Origin of the sequence: Candidatus Enterovibrio escicola (genome assembly GCF_002464935.1) — a bacterium.
Classification (GTDB): domain Bacteria; phylum Pseudomonadota; class Gammaproteobacteria; order Enterobacterales; family Vibrionaceae; genus Enterovibrio; species Enterovibrio escicola.
On record NZ_NBYY01000003.1, the window covers coordinates 47,798 to 68,661 of the forward strand.

Annotated in this window: 14 protein-coding genes and 6 pseudogenes; 10 read left to right on the forward strand and 10 right to left on the reverse strand. The window is 39.5% G+C overall.

Annotated elements, in window-relative coordinates; translation table 11 throughout:
• Positions 1–143 precede the first annotated feature (143 nt).
• Genes BTN49_RS14505 through BTN49_RS14530 form a run of 6 tightly spaced genes read right to left on the reverse strand, consistent with a single transcriptional unit; the run spans position 144 to position 2,138 of the window.
• Positions 144–779, reverse strand: coding sequence for a transposase (locus BTN49_RS14505; RefSeq protein ID WP_263363835.1), 636 nt, complete (start codon positions 777–779; stop codon positions 144–146).
• Positions 727–990, reverse strand: coding sequence for a transposase (locus BTN49_RS18775; RefSeq protein ID WP_199399254.1), 264 nt, complete (start codon positions 988–990; stop codon positions 727–729). Before BTN49_RS18775 ends, BTN49_RS14505 begins: the two co-directional genes overlap by 53 nt.
• A 36-nt stretch (positions 991–1,026) precedes the next feature.
• Positions 1,027–1,347, reverse strand: a complete 321-nt coding sequence (locus tag BTN49_RS14515; RefSeq protein WP_199399255.1) for a transposase family protein — start codon at positions 1,345–1,347, stop codon at positions 1,027–1,029.
• A 47-nt stretch (positions 1,348–1,394) separates the two neighbouring features.
• Positions 1,395–1,619, reverse strand: coding sequence for a hypothetical protein (locus tag BTN49_RS14520; RefSeq protein WP_199399256.1), 225 nt, complete (start codon positions 1,617–1,619; stop codon positions 1,395–1,397).
• Between the two features lie 4 nt (positions 1,620–1,623).
• Complete coding sequence (locus BTN49_RS14525) at positions 1,624–1,803, reverse strand: hypothetical protein (protein ID WP_199399257.1); 180 nt, start codon at positions 1,801–1,803, stop codon at positions 1,624–1,626.
• A gap of 50 nt (positions 1,804–1,853) precedes the next feature.
• The gene (locus BTN49_RS14530) at positions 1,854–2,138 is read right to left on the reverse strand and encodes a hypothetical protein (protein ID WP_199399258.1); all 285 of its coding nucleotides are present in this window, start codon (positions 2,136–2,138) and stop codon (positions 1,854–1,856) included.
• 190 nt (positions 2,139–2,328) lie between these two features.
• Between BTN49_RS14530 and BTN49_RS21600 the strand changes: the two are divergent.
• Positions 2,329–3,145: pseudogene (locus BTN49_RS21600) on the forward strand (IS982 family transposase).
• 9 nt (positions 3,146–3,154) lie between these two features.
• Here BTN49_RS21600 and tusA read toward each other — a convergent pair.
• Complete coding sequence (gene tusA / locus BTN49_RS01170; RefSeq protein ID WP_097355683.1) at positions 3,155–3,400, reverse strand: sulfurtransferase TusA; 246 nt, start codon at positions 3,398–3,400, stop codon at positions 3,155–3,157.
• Between the two features lie 1,099 nt (positions 3,401–4,499).
• Positions 4,500–6,089: an ABC-F family ATPase gene (locus BTN49_RS01175; RefSeq protein ID WP_097355684.1), complete on the reverse strand. Its 1,590-nt coding sequence runs from the start codon at positions 6,087–6,089 to the stop codon at positions 4,500–4,502.
• Positions 6,090–7,539: 1,450 nt separating this feature from the next.
• Here BTN49_RS01175 and BTN49_RS19875 point away from each other — a divergent pair.
• The 6 genes and pseudogenes from BTN49_RS19875 (at position 7,540) to BTN49_RS01205 (ending at position 14,902) form a co-directional block, all read left to right on the forward strand.
• Positions 7,540–7,743, forward strand: a complete 204-nt coding sequence (locus BTN49_RS19875; protein WP_097355685.1) for a transposase — start codon at positions 7,540–7,542, stop codon at positions 7,741–7,743.
• 124 nt (positions 7,744–7,867) lie between these two features.
• The gene (locus BTN49_RS13690) at positions 7,868–8,380 is read left to right on the forward strand and encodes a hypothetical protein (protein WP_158523556.1); all 513 of its coding nucleotides are present in this window, start codon (positions 7,868–7,870) and stop codon (positions 8,378–8,380) included.
• A gap of 671 nt (positions 8,381–9,051) precedes the next feature.
• Positions 9,052–9,258, forward strand: a pseudogene (locus BTN49_RS16950) (transposase); the annotation flags it as partial.
• A 137-nt stretch (positions 9,259–9,395) separates the two neighbouring features.
• Positions 9,396–11,390 carry a transketolase gene (gene tkt / locus BTN49_RS01190; protein WP_097355686.1) on the forward strand — a complete coding sequence of 665 codons (1,995 nt, stop codon included), beginning with the start codon at positions 9,396–9,398 and terminating at the stop codon, positions 11,388–11,390.
• A gap of 173 nt (positions 11,391–11,563) precedes the next feature.
• Positions 11,564–12,408, forward strand: a pseudogene (locus BTN49_RS19880) (IS982 family transposase).
• Positions 12,409–13,099: 691 nt separating this feature from the next.
• Positions 13,100–14,902: a DEAD/DEAH box helicase gene (locus BTN49_RS01205; RefSeq protein WP_097355688.1), complete on the forward strand. Its 1,803-nt coding sequence runs from the start codon at positions 13,100–13,102 to the stop codon at positions 14,900–14,902.
• A 545-nt stretch (positions 14,903–15,447) separates the two neighbouring features.
• On the opposite strand, the pseudogene BTN49_RS16955 reads toward BTN49_RS01205, so the two are convergent.
• Positions 15,448–16,063 (reverse strand): annotated as a pseudogene (locus BTN49_RS16955) (transposase); the annotation flags it as partial.
• Between the two features lie 485 nt (positions 16,064–16,548).
• On the opposite strand from BTN49_RS16955, the gene BTN49_RS01215 reads away from it, so the two are divergent.
• On the forward strand, positions 16,549–16,866 hold the full coding sequence (locus BTN49_RS01215) for a DUF496 family protein (protein ID WP_097355701.1): 318 nt from the start codon (positions 16,549–16,551) through the stop codon (positions 16,864–16,866).
• A 425-nt stretch (positions 16,867–17,291) separates the two neighbouring features.
• Here the strand turns inward: BTN49_RS01215 and BTN49_RS21605 are convergent.
• A pseudogene (locus BTN49_RS21605) lies at positions 17,292–17,555 on the reverse strand (transposase); the annotation flags it as partial.
• Between the two features lie 78 nt (positions 17,556–17,633).
• On the opposite strand from BTN49_RS21605, the pseudogene BTN49_RS01220 reads away from it, so the two are divergent.
• Both BTN49_RS01220 and BTN49_RS01225 read left to right on the forward strand, forming a co-directional pair.
• Positions 17,634–18,509: pseudogene (locus BTN49_RS01220) on the forward strand (IS5 family transposase).
• Positions 18,510–19,450: 941 nt separating this feature from the next.
• Entirely contained in the window at positions 19,451–20,821 is a 1,371-nt protein-coding gene (locus tag BTN49_RS01225; protein WP_097355690.1) for a DEAD/DEAH box helicase, read from the forward strand.
• The last annotated feature ends 43 nt before the right edge of the window (positions 20,822–20,864 follow it).

Sequence of the window (20,864 nt, forward strand, 5' to 3'; positions counted from 1 at the left end):
AAAATAAAGGGTATGCGGATTTAGTGAGTAAAATGGGACTTTTAAAATCCCTTTCAAATTCTTTGATCAAAGTTAATATGCTCGAACCATAGTTCGTTACTATTTGCGGTTCCGCAGCCAGATCAAACAAGCTAATGGCATCATTATAAATTGGATCTCGTTGATATAGTGGACGTTTCATCTTTGTGGAATCCTTCAGTAAATAGCATCTTAGCCCTAAGAGCTCCAAAGCTATAACCTCGACCAGTACGGTTCATAACTCGAATGAGGTTGTTGAGACTTTCCGTATAAGCATTCGTTATTGGATGATCAAAATACGCAAAAATTTCATTGTGCCAGTTACCCATAGCTTTGATTAGCGGATCGAAATACCGCGTCATTTCAGGTGAAACCAGTCGTAGCCAAGCGTAGTAAGCTTGCTGAGCTTCATCACGCGTCTGACTGTTCCAAATGACAAAGAAAGACTCTTTAAGTTCGTAAGCTTCTCCCATTTCGGGATAGTTAAGTATCCAGCCAGAATAACGTAAGTATTCCGCATCTGAGAGTTCGTGCTTTCGCTTTAGCAGTATAAACCTATCTTTTAGTAGTCCACGGCGCTGTTGTGGCGTAAGTTGGCTACGTATTGCTTTTCTTGCACGCTCTAACGACTTGTTAGCCATTTTGACTACGTGGAACTTATCTATGACGATAGTGGCATTCGGTATCATGGTTTCTACCGTGTCCTTATTAAGGATGCCACATGTCCATTGCGACAAATTCAATACGCTCTCTGTCTTCACGTTTTGTAAAGTAGCGAAGTAGAGTTGATTTATTACGGTTGTCGAGCATATCAATGACTGTTTGATGCTCAATATTGGTTAACACGCATCGAGGTTTCTTGATGATATGAATTTCATCAATTCCTAACCATTTTGGCATTTCGAATTTCAGTCGTTCTTCTTCACGCTCGCAGTAATCTTGAAATATGTTACGGATTGTTTTTTCATCCACACCTATATCATCTGCAATACTTAAAAATGTACGTTTCTAGCTCTCTCGCTCGATGTATTCAATAAGCCGTTTAGTCATCCTACGTTTTTCATCTTTGCGCGATACAAGCTCGTAGAATGTCTTATTACAACTTTGGCACTTAAAACGTTTACGATTTAGGTGGATGCCGACACGCTTGCCGTGCATGGGTATATCCATGAGAATTTCGGTTCTTTTCCCAAAACCAACGAGATCAGATGTGTAGCAGTGGATGCAAAATGAAGGCGGGCATTTTAGTTCAGCGTAAACCTGATAATCATACTCAGATTCATGAACCTGACTAACATTGTAGTCAGGCCAATTCAAAATATTTGTCATAGTCAAAAAGAAAGGAGCCGAAGCCCCTTGTTGTCACTCCACTTCTACTACATCATCAATGCTAGCCTCAGCGTACAACTCTTTGGATAGCCATCGGTGGCCAAAAAATTCTTTAACCTCTTCCCGCATTTCACAGACCTTGCCGCTAAAACGGTCACGCTCATCTTGCCTTCTAGTGCGACCAACTTGATGACAGATGAATTTTCCGCCTTTGGTCTTGTAAAGAGATAACTCTGTCCAACGACCAGTTTAACCGTTATAACTACTACCAATAGATTAATTATCAGAACTAGCCGCATTTGCTACCAGTTCACCAGTAAAGCGAACGTTTGGCGCGTTATCAATATCAAGTGTAAATGTTTCCATGTCAGAGTCCTCGTCTACGTCAATTATTTGCTCTATCTCAAGTACGCTGTAATTAATGCTGCTGAAATCAGAATCCAGATAGTCAGCCAATTCGTGTGCATTCAGCTCGTCACCCTCTTCATCAACAACCGTAACGCTTTCTACAGACCAAACATCATCCTGTCCCTCGTGGTTCCTGTAGACAGAGAGTCGCATTCGTCGTAGTTAAAGCCTTCGGTGTAAGTAATTTTGATACCATCTAAGGTTGAGGTTTTAGAAGCCAAACCAAAAACGTGAGGAATATCGTTCAGATCAAAAGATTCGTTTTCTTCGTTCCACTCTTCAACCTGACAATCAAGACGCTCTGAAACTTCGCAATCTTGTTCTCGCTGCCAGTCGTTGCGAGCTACCAGAGTTTCAAATTCAGCAATAGAGATAGTTTTCATGGTTAAATCCTTGTCTTCTCAGAGTCGACGCTGAGTTCGGCTGTGGATGTCTCCACGTTCTTAATACAAGTGTATTTGGTTTATGATGACAATCATTAAATCCGATTTTAGCCAATTAATACATCCTGTGGGAATCAACCACTAAATCCGCATACCCAAAATAAACTATTGACTACACAAGGACTTGTGTATGAATAACTTAGACGCTGTTTCCGTCGATGTCGATGACTTCTGCCAGACTTTCCTCCCTACATGGACAAAACACCTAATTTCTTCCGAGATTAAACAAAGAAACAAGCCTTCTCATCTTTCAGTTAGCGAAGTGGTGACGATAGTGATAGCTTTCCATCAATCGGGGTATCGAGACTTCAAAACCTATTACATCCACTTTGTTTGTCGTTACCTTACTAACAAATTTTCTAAATTGGTTAGCTACACGAGGATGCTAAAGTTCATGCAATATGTTCTGGTTCCTCTTTGCTATTACCTTACTCACCGTCATGGATTGTCTTTGTTGATTCATCCAAGCTACAGGTTTGTCACAACCTACGAATTCTCAAACATCAGCTCTTTAAAGGTACCTCGAAGAGAGGAAAAGAACGATGGGGTGGTTCTACGGCTTCAAACTACACTTTTTTATTAATGATCAAGGTGGCATTATCTTAGTTTGAGTGATGACGGTTAACGTGGATGATAGGAAGCCTGTATCGGAAATAGTTGACGAGCTTTGGGGTGTTTATATCGCGGGTCCATTGGAGTGGGAATTTGCAGACAAGGGAGTGACATTGATGACGGGTGTGAAAAAAATATGAAAGCCAAAGTGATCAAACTTTAAAACCGCCTGATACTCCGGAAACGATTTATTATTGAAACTGTTTTTAACTAACTAAAAAAACATATCCTAAATGGTCAACATGCTGGCGGGGATTATCGCGTATTCATTGCAACCAAAGAAGCCGAGTATCAAGATGATTAGGTTTGATAAGCAAGCGCTTATGCAGATCTGAGGTTAATTATCAGAGACCCTTACGGATCAAATAACGATAGGGTGACCTTTCGGCATCTTGTCCAACAAGGGTGTGATCCATAAAACGGCAGAAGCTTGGGATGTCACGTGTAGTCGATAGATCATCCGTAACAACCAGCAGAGTTTCACCTTCTAACATATTGCGAATCGTTTTTCTCACCATCATCACCGGTTCTGGACACCGTAAACCTTGGGCATTCAAACAGTAATTCGGATTTTCAAATTCTAAACTCATATATGTGAATCACACTAAAACATCAACCTGATCATACTTAATGATCAATAAAATATTCAGCAGAGTTAAACGTGTAAAGTATCCGTATAACTTGACTAACAAGTCGTTAATGAACGTGGTGCGACCACCTAAGTCAACAGATATTTACTCTATGCCTAAATATCAAAGAGATAGGTTGACTTTTACCGTAAAAGTAACTTATACCAAAATAACTTGAAGTTGCTCGGTTTAAAAGGTCATCTATGCATTCAGTTCGCAGCAATTTCTCATAGGAATACTCTATCTCTTTCACGGAGATTTAACGAAAAAATAGATGCCAAGGTTCCCTTTTGCAGACTGCATTTACTAACGATATATTCGATGTTATCTCTTTTTGGTGTAGTTCACTACACTTACCAATGCATACCGTGATCATGACATCGGTAAAGCCTGCGGAAACCTATATCTTCAAGTTGTTTGAGTATATTTAACCTGAACTGTTTCATTAACTTATTGGTTTTGTAACTGCTGAGTGACTTCACTTTAATCGTGATAATATCAGTGGCGGTTTTTGCACCTGCGGAACTAGGGTTCGATCATTTTTAGATGACAACGCCAATACTTGTAGCTACTTCTGTGAATACTGAATAAATTACATTTTGTGGATACAGCGCGATTCTTCCTAGACTTATCAGCTAATGATATTTATTCAGTAAGTCTGACAGTCAAGAGATTCGTCGCCTTTTTTAGTATATCGTCATGTTCTTCAAGTCATTCCTAGTGATAGCATCCAAGACGATGATATCACTCCTAATCAGGTAGCCTGATTAAATTTTGGTACTAAATTTTAATATTTTCTTCCTTCTGTCAACTATTGGTAATTCATCGCAGTACTGCTTGTTTTTTTAGCGAGAAGAGCTTACCACTTCCGGTAGTTGGTTTTTTGTACAGGATACAATAAGTGTCGCAGCTATTATCAGAATTCAGGAATTACCTCAAACACAAGATTTTTATTAAGATCAACGATACAAAAATTAAGGGAAAAATCCCTCGATCTTTTTCGAAGAATTTATATATGAAAGACGGGCTTCATAGGTTGTTTTGACCAAAATAGGAGTAGTTAATCTAAACCCCGCGACTTCATAAACTCCTCATAGGTACCTTTAAAGTCAAATACCTTCCTATCACGAATCTCCAGAATTCTTGTCGCCAAAGAATCCACAAATTGACGATCGTGAGACACAAAAAACAAGGTACCTTTATATTGCTCCAACGCCATATTTAACGACTCAATAGATTCCATATCCATGTGGTTAGTAGGCTCATCAAGCAATAAAATGTTGGGTCTATGCATCATTAGTTTACCAAGCAGCATACGGCCTTGTTCACCACCAGATAGTACTTTCACGGATTTCTTGATATCGTCCTGTGAAAATAGCAAACGACCCAAATAACCGCGAACTACCTGCTCGTCGTCACCGTCTTGTTTCCACTTAGACATCCAATCAAATACATTTAAGTCTTCTATAAATTCTGCTGTATGATCTTGAGCATAATAACCAATATTAGTGTTTTCTGACCACTTATATGAACCTGCCTTAGGCTCTAAATATCCCGCTAACGTATTAATAAGTGTGGTTTTACCCACACTATTTTGTCCTATGATCGCGATACGCTCACCCACTTCAAAAATACCATTCAGACCTAGGAATAGCATCCCTTCAAATCCTTGTGCCATATTTCTAATTTCCAATGCGTTTCGGAACAGTTCGTTAGATTGATCAAAACGGATGAACGGGTTTTTACGACTTGATGCTTTTACTTCATCAAGTTTAATCTTATCGATTTGTTTAGCACGCGATGTAGCTTGCTTCGCTTTTGATGCATTTGCTGAAAAACGGGCTACAAAGCATTGCAGATCTGAAATTTGTGCCTTCTTTTTCTCATTGTCAAAAAGTAGACGTTCACGATCCTGTGTTGCTGCAAGCATGTATTCGTCATAAGTTCCTAAATAAATACGCAGCTTACCGTAATCCAAGTCTGCGATGTGTGTACATACAGAATTCAGGAAGTGTCGGTCGTGAGAGATGATAATCATAGTTGAGTTACGTTCATTCAGAGTTTGTTCTAACCAACGAATGGTATCGATATCCAAGTTGTTCGTTGGTTCATCAAGCAGCATGATGTCCGGATCAGCAAACAGCACTTGTGCTAGTAACACACGCAGTTTCCAACCTGGTGCCACTTTGCTCATTAAACCGAAATGTTGATCTACAGGAATACCAACAGACAGTAGCAGTTCCCCCGCACGAGATTCTGCGGTGTAACCGTCCAACTCGGCAAACTCAACTTCCAAATCAGCAACGCGCATGCCATTTTCTTCAGTCATGTCTGGTAGTGAGTAGATATGGTCACGTTCTTGTTTTACGCCCCAAAGTGCAGTATGACCCATTATAACAGTGTCGATAACAGTAAACTCTTCATATGCAAACTGGTCTTGACTCAACTTGGCCACACGTTCGTTGGTACTAACACTTACGTTACCTTGAGAAGGATCCAATTCACCACTCAGGATCTTCATAAATGTAGATTTTCCACAACCATTTGCGCCGATTAAGCCGTAACAGTTTCCATCACAAAATTTAACGGAAATATTTTCGAAAAGAGGTTTTGCGCCAAATTGCTGGCTTATATTAGCTATACTAATCAATGAAATTATCCTGAACAGTGAATTGAGTGAGTATTAAAGACAACAAGAGAATACCGCTGGTGCGACCCTACTTCAAGCAAACACGTAAGCTAGTTCATAATATTTTAATTAAAGTGGTTTTTGTCTGTATAAAAACTGCTTCACTTTATCTAAGAAGGTAGTAGGAGATATGATGATTTCTGGGGTATGGTGTGATCTATTGAATGTTCTCTGTCCAGAATGTTTATATAGAACGGTACATCATAATGGAGTAGTTGATAAAACCAAGCTTATAACACACTGTTCCCAATTTTTTGTACAGTCTTAATTTGTCTTCTGGCGAACAAGCATACCAAGTCTTATAACTTTAGTTCATCGCTTTCACATTTGACAGTGCTTTACTAACTTGAGCATTGTAATTACGAAGAGTGAGTTATAAGGCTGAGCAACTGTTTATAGCAAAACATTACTGTATCTGCTAATGAACGTTTGTGATAACCCCAATCCTTTTTTTACTCCGCTAGTTTATCTTCTTTTAAAGCCTTCTATAGTTTCATTTCTAAGATGACTTCATCCTACTACTCCGCGTTGCTTCGAGGTGGAATAGTAGGCGTTATTCCTTTGTTCTTTCACCTAGAAATTTTTTCCAAGGAACTATATGTGGTAGGGCTTAAGGCATGTCTCTTTCTGTGATATATTTAGCAAGATTGAATAGATAAAAGGCATGAATGAATTTCAAAGGTATCAAATTAAAGCTGCTTCGCTTTCAACGTGTTTTTACTACAAATTTAGCCATATTCATATCCAGTTATCCCCGCTATGACACCTATTATTATCATTTAGAAATCGCTAAAATGCTGAAGTGTGGAAGTTCAGAAAATAGCTTTGCCACTTACCAATATTTGGGTTACGGTCTAAGGGCAACATGAAGTTAACTTTAGTTATAAGGGGAAAGTATTATGCATGGGAGAGTATGATCAAAATAGGCATCCCCTGTTTCCTAGGGTGAGCTAGCGGCAAGTTGTCTTAACATTGCTTAAGCAACTTCGTATTCCTTTCCATAATCACTCCAATCAGAAGTGTTTGTATTCTAGGTTTATGGTCTTAGTGGAAGTCTGCTTATCTGAGTTGATTCGGGTGCACTTTAAAGATCGATACGTATGAAATCGCCGTCATTATTTTCATCCATACCCAGAGTCGTAATGGCAACTACAATCCGCATTTACATGCGATACTGGCTGAAGGTTCATTCTTTCCTTCAAACGCGGATTTGAAAGAGTTTCAGCATTGATCGTCATCTTAGCTACGATTACTCTAGCAAAAACATTTACTGAAGTTAATGGAAGATTAAGTTTCCAGCGTGTGAATATGTGATTAGAATCTTATGGGCTAATTATCCTGATGGTTTCTATGCCCAGCCTCGCAATGGTCGTACAAATAAAGTCCCAAGCAATAAAGCTACCGAGGGTTAATACGATACCTAACCAAATATTTGTCATCCCTGCCGATAGGCTTATCTAGGATAGTCAGGTATTACTATCAATCACATAAAACGAAGTTAAAAACCTATGAGATAGTGGATGCTAAGGTATTTGTTGGCAGGCTGGTTCAGCACATTCCTCCTAAAGAATTTCAACGAGTGAGATATTGTGGCTTTCAAACGATCAGATCTTGAGTTAGGCATCGAATTTATTTCTTGAGCGCAGCTCAGGTTACCTAGTGACACACTATCACCAACCTAGTGATCCTGTGTTACCCAGAACCAGTCAATTAGAATCTATAAAAAAGAAACAAAATATGTGACTGAAATTGAACGCTATTTAGAGCGTGTGTGGTTTGAGTTTCCAACGAAGAAATCTAAAAAAATTTTTTTGGCAAAATTTAAGAGTTGGCTTCAAGCAAGAAATGAGCCAGTGGATGAATTTATAAACATACTCTGTCAGCATATTAAAACCCGAATGGGTAACCAACAATTCGGATTCAATAAACTACACCTTACGACTTACTTGAACCAAGAACGCTGGAGTAATGACTATGAAAGCAATCGACCAAGGACTGATAAAACAAGCCATCAACAAAACCGATATAAACAACACAACGCGGTGCTGCTCAAGCGTTATTGCCACTCTTCAGCACCGAGTAGAAGGTCAATTGGTTCAGTGAAGCGGGGAGGATTGGATCCAAACGAAATGTGTGGAGGGTTGTTAGTTACTTTTTGCGGAAAGTCGATGTATGGCTACCAAGCTTATCGGAGTTTATTTCTTTGGGCTGACAAGCGATTGTCAATTTTAATAACGCTTTCGATCAAATGATTCGCAGGAAACCAGAAAGCGATATCGAATACTGGGCGATGTAATAGGTAGGTTTTCTGTGCCGTAGTTATTTGAGTGAGAGAGACGAAAGATCAAAATACCGGAGGGTATTGAAGAAATACGTTGATAAGTATCGCGCTGGTTCATTACCAGCAAGAAACCAAAACCGTTTAAAAGACAAATCAAACATAAAACAAATATGTGATATTCAGCGGCCTATGCCTAAACAATTTGATAAGAGTTAAGTGTTCGTAAGAGTTGCTGCAATGGGGAAAAGTGCAATATGAATAGAAAAACTACTGGCGACATTCAATCTTAAATTGATCAACTACGAGCCGTCGTTGGGCGGTAAAGATTTGCTGTCTCTTAAATCGTGCTAAATATATAACAAAAAGGGACATTGCTTAAGCCCCACCACATCTAGTTTCTGAGAGGAAATTCTTAGATGAAATAACACTATATTTTTCAGAGTAAATTTAACTTGTTGATATTTAATCAATTAAATTGCACACAGGAAATGTGGTTTTTTCTTTGTAAATTCATCTAGGTCTTTAACAATCAGCATTACAGAGATATCCTAGACGCTTCACTGTCGCACAGGAATAATGTCATTCTTGGTGGAGTGAAGTATATCAATCCAAAAAATAAAACCCAAAGTGATAAAATTTTGAAACCGCCTAATGCTCCGGAAACAATTTATTATTGAAACTGTTTTTGACTAACTAAAAAACATCTCCTAAATCGAGCATTCTCGGCACCGTAGTTATATCAGATTTATGGTCAACTTGCTGGCGTGGCTTATCGCGTATTCATTTCAACCAAAAAAGCTAAGCATCAAGATAACTAGGTTTGATAAGCAAGCGCTGATGCAGATCTGAGGTTAAATAACAAGTGAACTATACCAATGAATATAAACAAGCTAGGTAATAGGACTGAAAGAATGCAGTCAACAATATGGCTAATTCAAGATAAGATAGGTATAAACCTAAACATCATTTAACAAGGTAAACTCAAGATGGAACGTAGGATCCTTGCCAATGCCATCCGTGCTCTGAGTATGGACGCCGTACAAAAAGCTAATTCTGGTCACCCAGGTGCCCCTATGGGTATGGCTGATATTGCTGAAGTCCTGTGGCGAAACCATATGAACCACAGTCCTACAAACCCTCAATGGGCAAACCGTGATCGCTTCATACAGTCAAATGGCCACGGTTCAATGTTGATCTATTCACTACTTCACCTGACAGGCTATGATCTGTCGATTGACGATCTGAAAAACTTCCGCCAATTGCACTCAAAAACCCCAGGTCATCCTGAATACGGTTACGTACCCGGTATTGAGACCACCACTGGTCCACTGGGACAAGGTATATCTAATGCAGTTGGTATGGCGATAGCAGAAAAATCACTAGCTGCACAATTCAATCGTGACGGCTATGACATCGTTAACCACCACACCTTTGTTTTTTTGGGAGATGGCTGTCTAATGGAAGGTATCTCTCATGAAGCGTGTTCACTTGCAGGTACATTAGGTCTTGGAAAACTAATCGCCTTTTGGGATAATAACGGCATTTCTATCGACGGGCGCGTTGAAGGTTGGTTTACAGATAACACACCAAAACGGTTTGAAGCTTATGGTTGGCATGTTATCCCAAGAGTAGACGGTCACGATGCAGATGCAATCAATACTGCCATAGAAGACTCGAAAGCAGAAACTGGTCGTCCAACCCTAATTTGCACCAAAACCATCATCGGTTTCGGATCACCAAACAAAGCGGGCACACATTACTGCCACGGTGCTCCTCTAGGTACTGAGGAAATTTCAGCCACGCGTAAACAACTTGGCTGGGAGTATGGTCCATTTGAGATTCCTGCTGAAATTTATAGTCACTGGGATGCCAAGGAAGCCGGAGCTGTAAAAGAATCTGCTTCGGATGAGAAACTGGTTAAGTATGCAAACGAACACCCTGAGCTAGCTGCTGAATTCAAACGCCGCGTAAACGGTGAACTTCCCGTAGAGTGGGAGGCCAAAACTAGACAAATTATTGCAGATCTGCAAGCACACCCAGCGAATATTGCGTCACGTAAAGCCTCACAAAATATATTGGAATCTTTTGGTTCAATTCTGCCAGAATTAATAGGTGGATCGGCTGACCTCTCGCCTTCAAACCTAACCATGTGGTCTGGATCAAAAGCCATCACAGCTTACGATCCGTCTGGAAACTATATCCACTACGGGGTGCGTGAGTTTGCGATGACAGCTATCATCAACGGTATTTCACTACATGGTGGTTTTATACCTTACGGTGCGACTTTCCTAATGTTCATGGAATATGCCCGTAACGCGATGCGTATGGCAGCACTAATGAAAGTACCGAATATTCAAGTTTACACCCACGACTCCATTGGTCTCGGTGAAGACGGACCAACCCACCAACCTGTTGAGCAAATAGCCTCGCTACGCCTGATACCCAACATGAGCACATGGCGGCCATGTGACCAAGTAGAATCTGCGGTCGCGTGGAAGCTGGCTATTGAGCGTAGGAATGGCCCTACTGCGTTGATCTTCTCACGTCAAACTTTAGAACAACAAGGGCGTGATACGGAACAAGTCGCAAACATCACCAGAGGTGCTTATATCCTAAGAAAGTGTGAAGGCAAGCCTAAACTTATCTTAATAGCAACGGGTTCAGAGGTTCCACTTGTAGTAGAAGCAGCGGCGCAACTAGCGATAGATGGTAAGCAAGTATGTGTGGTTTCAATGCCATCAGCGGATACATTCGACAAACAAGATGCTTCTTACCGTGAATCAATTTTGCCTTCAGATGTGAAGGCCCGTATCGCTGTTGAAGCAGGTATTGCAGACTACTGGTACAAATATGTTGGCTTTGATGGGCGGATCATCGGCATGCACACCTTCGGTGAATCAGCGCCTGCTAGTAAACTATTCGAGATGTTTGGTTTTACCATTGAGAACGTCGTTAATACAGCAAAAGAATTGCTCACGTAAATGTCAATATCACAGCCATTAATACTTATGATCCCCTATCATGAGGGATCATTTTTAACATTTATACTCTTCTTACTTGTAGTTAACCTAAGCTGCGCTTAAGAAATTAACTAAATGCCTAAGTCGCGATCTGATCATTTGAAATAAACTATTGACTGCACAAGGACTTGTGCATGAATAACTTAGACGCAGTTTTCGTCGATATCGACGAAAACTGCTAGACTTTCCTCCCTGCATGGGCAAAATACCTAATTTCCTTTCGGTGTCCAACAAAGAAACAAACCTTTTCGCCTCTCAGTTAGCGAAGTGATGACGATAGTGATAGCTTTCTATCAGTCTGGGTATCGAGATTTCAAAATCTATTACATCCACTTTGTTTGCCGCTACCTCACTAACGAAGTTCCTGAATTAGTCAACTACACGCGAATGCGCAAGCGCATGCAAGGTGTATTGGTTCTGCTTTGCTCTTACCTCACTCACCACAAGGTCTTGCCTTCGTTGATTCATCCAAGTTACAGGTTTGTAATAACCTCACATTTTCAGACATCAGGTTTTTAAAGGTACTGCGAAGCGAGGAAAAGGAACTATGGGCTGATTCTACAGTTTCAAATTACACCTTATTATCAATGACCAAGGTGGCATTATCTCAGTCAAAGTGACGATGGCTAACGTGGATGATAGAAAGCCTATATCGGAAATGGTTGACGAGCTTTAAGGATGTTTATACGGAGACAAAGGTTATATCTCTAGTCCGATTGGATCGGGAGCTTACAGACAAAGGTGTGATACTGATAGCGGGTGTGAAAAAGAATAAGAAACCAAAAATGATGAAACTTTGGAACCGTTTGATGCTCCGGAAACGATTTATTATTGAAACCGTTTTTGATTAACTAAAAAGCATACCCCAGATTAAGCATTTTCGGCACCGTAGTTTTGTCAACTTTATGGCAGGGTTCATCGCGCATATTCATTTCAACCAAAGAAGCCGAGCATCAAGATGACTCGGCTTGAGAAGTAACCGCTTATGCAGATCTGAGGTTATTTAGGAGACAACGCTGCTTATTAAAGTGCAAAGACCGTCATTATTAAACGGAATTAGGGGTGAGATATCAATAAAAGTGGTATAAGCTTATCTCTATAATAAGTATTGTCATTTAGTAAAAAATGCCTTTAGGCGAATTAAATAATATCATTCAGTTCCAATTATAATTGGAACTAAAGTACGCCTAGATGGTATCCTAGAAGTTCATGTTAATATGGCTGTCATTATATTGTTAAACGAGTTATGTACAGCAAAGATCAACACCCTTGGTAAGGTTGCGAAAAATATTATTTGAGACATATAAAACCTGTTTGATGGCGAAAGTAATAGGTAAAAAACTCTTTATGCATAAACTGGATCATCATGATTAATACAGCTTAACCAGCTAATTTTAGGAGTAACAGTACATTGTTAAAGAACTAAATGTTTACAGCTAAAAATCTACCAGTCGTAGAAAAATGTGAAGTTGTTCAATTTTTCCCTGGATTTTCTTGGTTTATTAGCGCAGAATTCTCTCCCTTATTTGTCGAGGCTCGTAGCGTTGATTGCTGTTACAGAGAGTGGGGTGTCATTTTGTTAACTAAAAGTGACCCAGTATCAGTAAAAGATAACAGTGCAAAACTGCTAGTAGAGGCTCCTTACTTTTCGTTTACATATCGGGATCCTAATGCAAGATACTGTTACTGAATTTCGCCAACTTGACCTAGCACCGTGCCTTCTTTCTGCTCTTGAAACAATCGGCTTTACATCACCGACTCCAATTCAGGCAGCCTCGATTCCTCTTCTTCTTACAGGCGTAGATGCGCTGGGTAAAGCCCAAACTGGGACAGGTAAAACTGCTGCATTTTCATTGCCAGTTCTGAATAAAATTGACTTGAGTCAACACAAACCTCAAGCAATCATAATGGCTCCAACACGTGAGTTGGCTATTCAAGTCGCAGCAGAAGTTAAACTGCTTGGTCAAAAAATTAGCGGATTAAAAGTACTTGAAATCTACGGTGGTGCTTCCATTGTTGATCAAATGCGAGCTCTTCGTATCGGTGTTCATATTATTGTTGGTACACCTGGTCGTGTTAAAGATCTGATTAAACGTGAACGTCTTCATCTGGATGAAGTTAAAACGTTTGTTCTAGATGAAGCCGATGAGATGTTGAAAATGGGCTTTGTTGATGATGTTACTTGGATCATGGAACAAGCGCCAGAAACTGCACAGCGAGTGCTATTCTCTGCAACAATGCCACCCATGGTTAAAGACATTGTCGATCGCTTTCTACGCAACCCATCCCGTATCGATGTGGCGGGTAGTAATCGAACAGTTGAAACTGTAAAACAACAGTTCTGGATTGTTAAAGGCGTACAAAAAGATGAAGCAATGGCACGTTTGCTGGAGACAGAAAAAGCAGATGCATCTATCGTATTCGTGCGTACACGTCAGGATACTGAGCGCCTAGCCGACTGGTTGTCTTCGCGTGGCTTCAAAGCTGCAGCACTGCATGGTGATATTCCTCAGTCGCTGCGTGAACGTACTGTTGATCATATCAAGCGTGGTGTAATTGATATCTTGGTTGCGACGGACGTTGTGGCTCGTGGCCTTGATGTCTCACGTATTACTCACGTATTCAACTATGATATTCCATTCGATGTTGAATCATACATCCACCGTATCGGTCGTACTGGCCGTGCGGGTCGGGAAGGTAAAGCGATTTTGTTGGTGCGTACAAACCAAGTTCGAATGCTCCGCACTATCGAACGTGTAACTTCAACACGTATGTCAGAACTTCAGCTCCCAATGCGTGATCAAGTTGCAGCTGCGCGTCTAGCAGCACTTGCAATCAACCTTGAGCAGCAAAAAGAATCTGATAGCTTAGAAGTTTTTGTTGGTTTGATCGAGACACTGCAAACACAAATGGGTGTAGATACAGTAATACTTGCTGCAATGTTGCTTCAACATCAACAAGGTAAGCGTCCATTGTTCTACACTACTCCAGACCCAATGATTTCGGCTATTCAACGTGATAGTAAACGTCGTGACGATCGGGGTGGACGTGATGGTATTCGCTCAGAAAGTCGAGGTGAACGTCGTAGCCACAATTCAGACCACTGGGATACTTACCAACTTGCAGTTGGTAGGGATCAAGGTGTACAAGTTAAAGATATCGTGGGTGCTATTGCAAACGAACTGGGTCTTGATAAAAACTCTATTGGTTCTATCAAGCTGGCTACTGGCCATACCTATGTTCAACTTCCGAAGAAAATGCCAAAACACTTGTTGAACCAACTTAAGCAACTGCGTATTCGTCAGAAAGTGACTGAGGCTGAATTGGTGGAAGGCCATGTAAACATGGAACCACCACGTCGTCGTAGCACTGGGGATCGTACTAATGGTCGTCGTTGTGATAACAACAGTGGTCAACGTGTCCGAGGTGAGCGTCGCTTTAATCGAGAGCGCGGGGGTGATGTCATACTGTAGATGTATAATTATCTGAAGCATAGAGGTTAAGTTGGCTTTTTTATTCTCGTAACTTAGACAAGTCGGTCTGTATTTAATAAGTTGATTATACTTTAAAAGTAATATTCAGATATAATGAGTGTACCAATCACTTTATTGTACATTTTAGTTAACTTTAAATATTCAATTATTTTCGATTTAGTCGTTTAAAACGTGTTATGGAGGGTCAAGTTTTCCCTCTAAATACGGTGTGTATTGTCGAAATAAATATCGTATACATTGAAACTGGGTATGCATCAAAATGCAACATCGAATATAGATAACCAAGTGGAAAGTAAAGAGCTATAAGTAGTTGCCAAGTCCTAAATTTACTCTACTGGTAAATGTGTAAGCAACGAAAAAAGTCATAAAACTCGGTATGGCTGTTCGCCATCAGACAAATTAAAATTTTAAAAAAGATTGGGATCAGTGTATTATAAACATGATCTAATCAACCTCAGATATGCATAAGCTGATTGATTATCAAGCCGAATCGTCTTAACGCTAGGCTTCTTTGATTGAAGTTAATACGTGATGATCCCTGCCAGCAAGTTGCCCATAAAGTTAACACAGCTATGGTGCTGAAAATGCTCGATTTGGGATATGTTTTTTATACTCGTTATCAGTATAACTTCCTTTCCGATAAAGGCTTTCTATCATCCATGTTAGCCATCGTCACTTTGACTGAGATAATACCACCTTGATCATTGATAATAAGGTGTAATTTTAAACTGTAGAACCAGCCCATCGTTCCTTTTCCTCGCTTCGCTGTACCTTTAAAAACCTGATATCTAAAAATGCGTAGGTTGTAACAAACCTGTAGCTTAGACGAATTAACAAAAGCAATCCCTGACGGTGAGTGAGGTAAGAGAAAAGCGGAACCAGAGCACCTTGCATGAGATTGAGCATCCTCGTATAGCTAACTAATTCAGGAAATTCGTGGGTGAGGTAGCGACAAACAAAGTAGATGTAATAGGTTGTGAAGTCTAGATCTCCCTATTGATGGAAAGCTATCACTATCGTCATCACTTCGCTAACTGAGAGACGAAAAGGCTTATTTCTTTATTTGATACCGAAAAATTTTAGAGGTTTTTCCCATGCAGGAAGGAAAGTCTGGCAGAAGTCATCGACATCGACAAAAATTTCAAACGGTCATAGCGCGACTTTAGCATTTAGTTCATTTTTTAAGCGCAGCTTAGGTCAACCCAATAGAATATAAATGGGTAGATGTGAAGTCTATGAAGAAAGAAAGAGCGCTTTTTCATTGACGATCTGTTTTATCAGCATGTAGATTATGCTAATTTATTTTGAGCTAGCTATAGGTCTGTCATAAGTTATGTATGCTAGGGCATCGCGTGTTCAATGTGGTGGCTAAATAAGGTAAGGGAAAAATTGGATGGTTTTATAGTTTTAAAATAAACTTTATGATCAACTTGATTGCGGGAGTCATTGCTTATACATTTTCACTAAAAAACATAGAGTTAAAGTAAATCAGCTCTAGGAGAGTACGCTTATATAAACCTAAATCACCACTAAAATTCCTGATATTTCCTTCATCAAAAAACTGTTTCAAAGGCTAGTGATGTGGTTTAATTTCATCAGGATCATACATGGAAGGTTATAAACCTATGAGTAACGTATTCGAAATCGTCAAGTTCTTACGTCGTAAAAATAAACTGAAGCGTGAAATTCAGGATAACGATAGAAAGATTCGCGACAACCAAAAGCGTGTTACACTGCTTGAGAACCTGCTTGACTATATTCAGCCAGAAATGAGCCGTGGAGATATCGTAGAAATTGTCAAAAATATGAAAGTGGACTATGAAGACCGCATTGATGACCACATCATCAAAGGTGCTGAAATTTCTAAAGAACGCGGCGAAACTACCCGTCAAATTAAGGAACTGATGCGTTTGGAGAGAGAAGTTAATAAAACGATGTCATAACCCAATGACTAACATCAGAAAAGGAGAATTTTCTTCCTTTTCTGTTTGCCCGTATTCTATCTATTTTTCGGTCGGTAGTTGATTTTAAATAGAGCCTCTGTAGGTGTTTATTCACTGTGTTTCCAGTTATCTATTCAATAAGTCGATTATAATTTAAATGAATATACCGCTCACTTTGTCGTGCATTTAGGTTGATTTTTAGTGTCCAATAGTTTTTAGATTGGGTAGTTTCAAGCGTGTACGAAGAGATAATTCCCAATTCTTAATAGGCATTGTGGATTAAATAAGGCCTATAATGCACTGCACCAAATCTTTTTTACAGTCTTAATTTGTCTGCTAGTAAATAGGCATATCCAGTCTTATTAATTCTTTTCATCGCTTTTACATTTGCCAGTGCTTCACTAACTTGAGTATTTTAATTAATCTCAGATCTGCATAAGCACTTGCCTATCAAGCCGAGTCATCTTGATGCTCGGTTGCTTTGGTTTAAATGAATACGCGATAATCACCGCCAGCAAATTGACCATAAAGCTGATACGACTACGGTGCCGAGAATGCTTGATTTGGGATATGTTTTTTAGTTGGTCAAAAACGGTTTTGATAATAAATCATTTCTGAAGCATCCGTCAGTCCCAAAGTTTTATAACTTTGGGTTTCATATTCTTTTTCATACCAGTTATCAGTGTCACTCGGCGTTATTTCCTAACTATCTGAATTAATCATAATTTCTACAATCAGATCATCATGGAATTAAGCGGGAGGTTACAATGGGAAAGCCAAAGCACAAAACTAGCAACTGGAAACAATATAATCAAGCATTAATAGACCGTGGTTCAGTCACTTGTTAGATAGCCGTAACTAGCTATTAAGGCATGGCATTTGCTAAAGCATCCCGATCAGCGTGGTCATGAGTTTATATTTTCAGATATGCAATTGAAACGGCACTAATGGTGAAAGGTATTTTCAATCTCCCACTTCATGGATTAGACGGCTTTCTTAATTCAGTTCTTATGTTGATGAATCTACCTATGAAATTCCCTACATACCCTTGCATAAATAAGCATTCGAAGACCGTATAAGTTAAGTAGCATTTGCCGAGTTTAGGAGCTGTCTCCCACGTAGTTATTGATACCACAAGCCTAAAGGTATATGCAAAGGTGAATGGAGAACACGTAAATACGTTGAAGGAGAAGAGGAGGATCTGACGCAAACTTTATCTTGCCGTTAAGGTGTCTCTTCATGAGGTTATCGCTATAAAAGTTAGCCTAGTTTTTGTGGGTGACAATGAGTTTTTGACTATATTGCGGAACCCATTATGACGAAAGATACAGCAAGTCAGTGCTGATGGAGCCTATAATACAAGATTATGTCACCACATACTGAAGAACAAAGGAATAACACCTACTACTTCCACCTCGAAGTAATGCGGGGTACTGGGAGGAAGGGCATTCTAAAAATTAAGCTGTAAAGGCGTTAAAAGATGACAAAGCGGAGGAGTTATCACAAACGCTCATTAGCCGAAACAGCAATCTATCTCTAATAAGAAGTAGCTCAGTCCTAAACTGCCCCTTCCTGATTACAATGTTCAAGTTGGTGAGGCACTGGCAAATGTGAAAGTAATGAAAAAAATCATAAGACCATAAGACAGGGTATGCTTATTTGCCAGCAGATAAATTAAGACTATAAAAAAGATTGGAAGCAGTGCTTCACCCTACACCAACATCAAAGAGGGTATTTAATCGCTTTAATTGGGACGTAGAGTCCCAGACCAGCAAGTGTTTGCCCTAATTTAATTGCTGCATCTGAACCAATAATTCTACGATTTATTGCAGAACATTCATTATTTTATCCAAATGATATTTGATCAATTACATCATTTCTTTAGTGGCAATGAGTCATTGCTGACCAATGTTACTTCTGTAAACGCAAATACACTCCATTGTATAAAAGCACACCCCACTTGTAAGTGGTTTTATTTTCGTCTGAGAAGTACTAAGTGGCACTTTATGTGTCGACCTTGGCGAAGGTCTTATGTTATAAAACGTAATGCTCGGGAAGAAGAGTACAATTACTATCATCGTCCCTCAATCTTCATTGCACTCGGTATATAAAATAATGAATTATACAAATTCAAAATATCCATGATATTAGTCCCATTGTACCCCAACACGCGGGTATTGGGGAGCTAAAACGACTCTAATTTAAAGAACTTTTTGATGCATGTTCTTTGGTGTAATATCAAACTAAATTATATTAACGAATATTGCCGATGATATTTTATTTCAGAATTTTAATGAATTACATTGATGTGTTAGTCTACTATCGAAAAAATAGTGACGGAGTATGCTTACAAAAAAGAGTGGAATTTTCTAAAACTAACTGGTCAACCCAACAGGAGAAAACCTGACAGGATGTATTTACACGCAGGATCTGTCCATTTTTTAGAATTTAAGGCCATCGATAAAAAACTTCAGAAGCTACAAGACAACGGATTTCGGATGATTGTTGTAGACAGTGTTAAATTAGGTTACCAATAGATTTATTTAATCACTGACACTATTAATTAACTGAAAAAAGTGGCGACATGAATCCAACACAAAATAGAGAGCTATTACACGAATATCAAAACGGCATGGTACAGTGGATAAAAGACAAACCTTCTTGTGCCCTGTGGGTTGATATGGGGCTGGGTAAAACAGTAACCACACTGACAGCTATTGCAGATTTACTTGATACCTGCGAAGTAGGACGGGTGTTAATTATCGCCCCCCTTCGTGTGGCTTTACACATATGGCCTACAGAATTACGTCGTTGGGAGCATACCAAACATTTATCCTTTAACCTGATCACAGGAACCCCATCACAACGAAATATCAAGTTAGCAACAAAATCTGCTATTCATATAATTAACCGCGAGTTGGTAGCATGGTTGGTTAACCTATTAGGGGATAAGTGGCCTTATGACATGGTTGTGATAGATGAAGCCAGTAGCTTTAAATCGCCAAAAGCTCAACGATTTAAAGCCCTTAAGAAAATTCTATCAAAGATAGATCGTATGGTAGAACTGACGGGAACGCCTGCCAGTAACGGATTGATGGACGTGTGGTCACAAGTATACCTTCTTGATAAAGGTAAACGTTTGGGTAAAACATTCAGCAAATTTCGTGACCGTTATTTCATAGGTGACTATATGGGGTACAGCTTTGAACCTCGACCCAACACTGAAGAAACTATATACGCAAAACTTCAAGATGTTTGCCTAACACTATCGGCTGAGGATTATCTAACAATGCCGAAAAAGATTAATAATATCATGCCACTGTCAATTCCACCGAAAGCTGTTAAGCAATATAAAGAATTAGAAAAAGAATTCCTTCTGGAATTAGAGCAAGGAATGATTGAAGTAAGTAATGCTGCAACACTAACAAATAAACTTCTTCAGTTCAGTAATGGTGCTGTGTACACGGACGATAAAAGGAATTTTGAAATTGTACATGATGCCAAGATAGAAGCATTGGATGAAATTATTCAAGAGGCAGTAGGTCAGCCTGTATTGGTTGCTTACAATTATAAGTCAGATCTTGTTCGTATCCTTCAGAAGTTTCCGCAAGCTGAGCACATTACCAACGCTACTGACACACTAGATCGTTGGAACGAAGGAAAAGTACCAATACTACTAGCGCACCCAGCAAGTGCTGGGTATGGTCTAAATTTGCAGCATGGTGGAAATATTATGGTCTGGTTTGGCTTGAATTGGTCGCTTGAACTATATCAACAATTTAATGCTCGGCTTCACCGACAAGGCCAAACAAAACCTGTGTTCATTCATCATTTAGCCGTTACTGATTCTATTGATATGACTATCTTAGAAGTATTACAGGGTAAGTACATAACACAGAAAGCATTACTTGATGCCTTAAAGAAAGACATTAACTCGCATATGCTTTCCGCTTGAAACTAGAATACTACAAGAAGGCGTTGTTGATTAAATCAAGCGT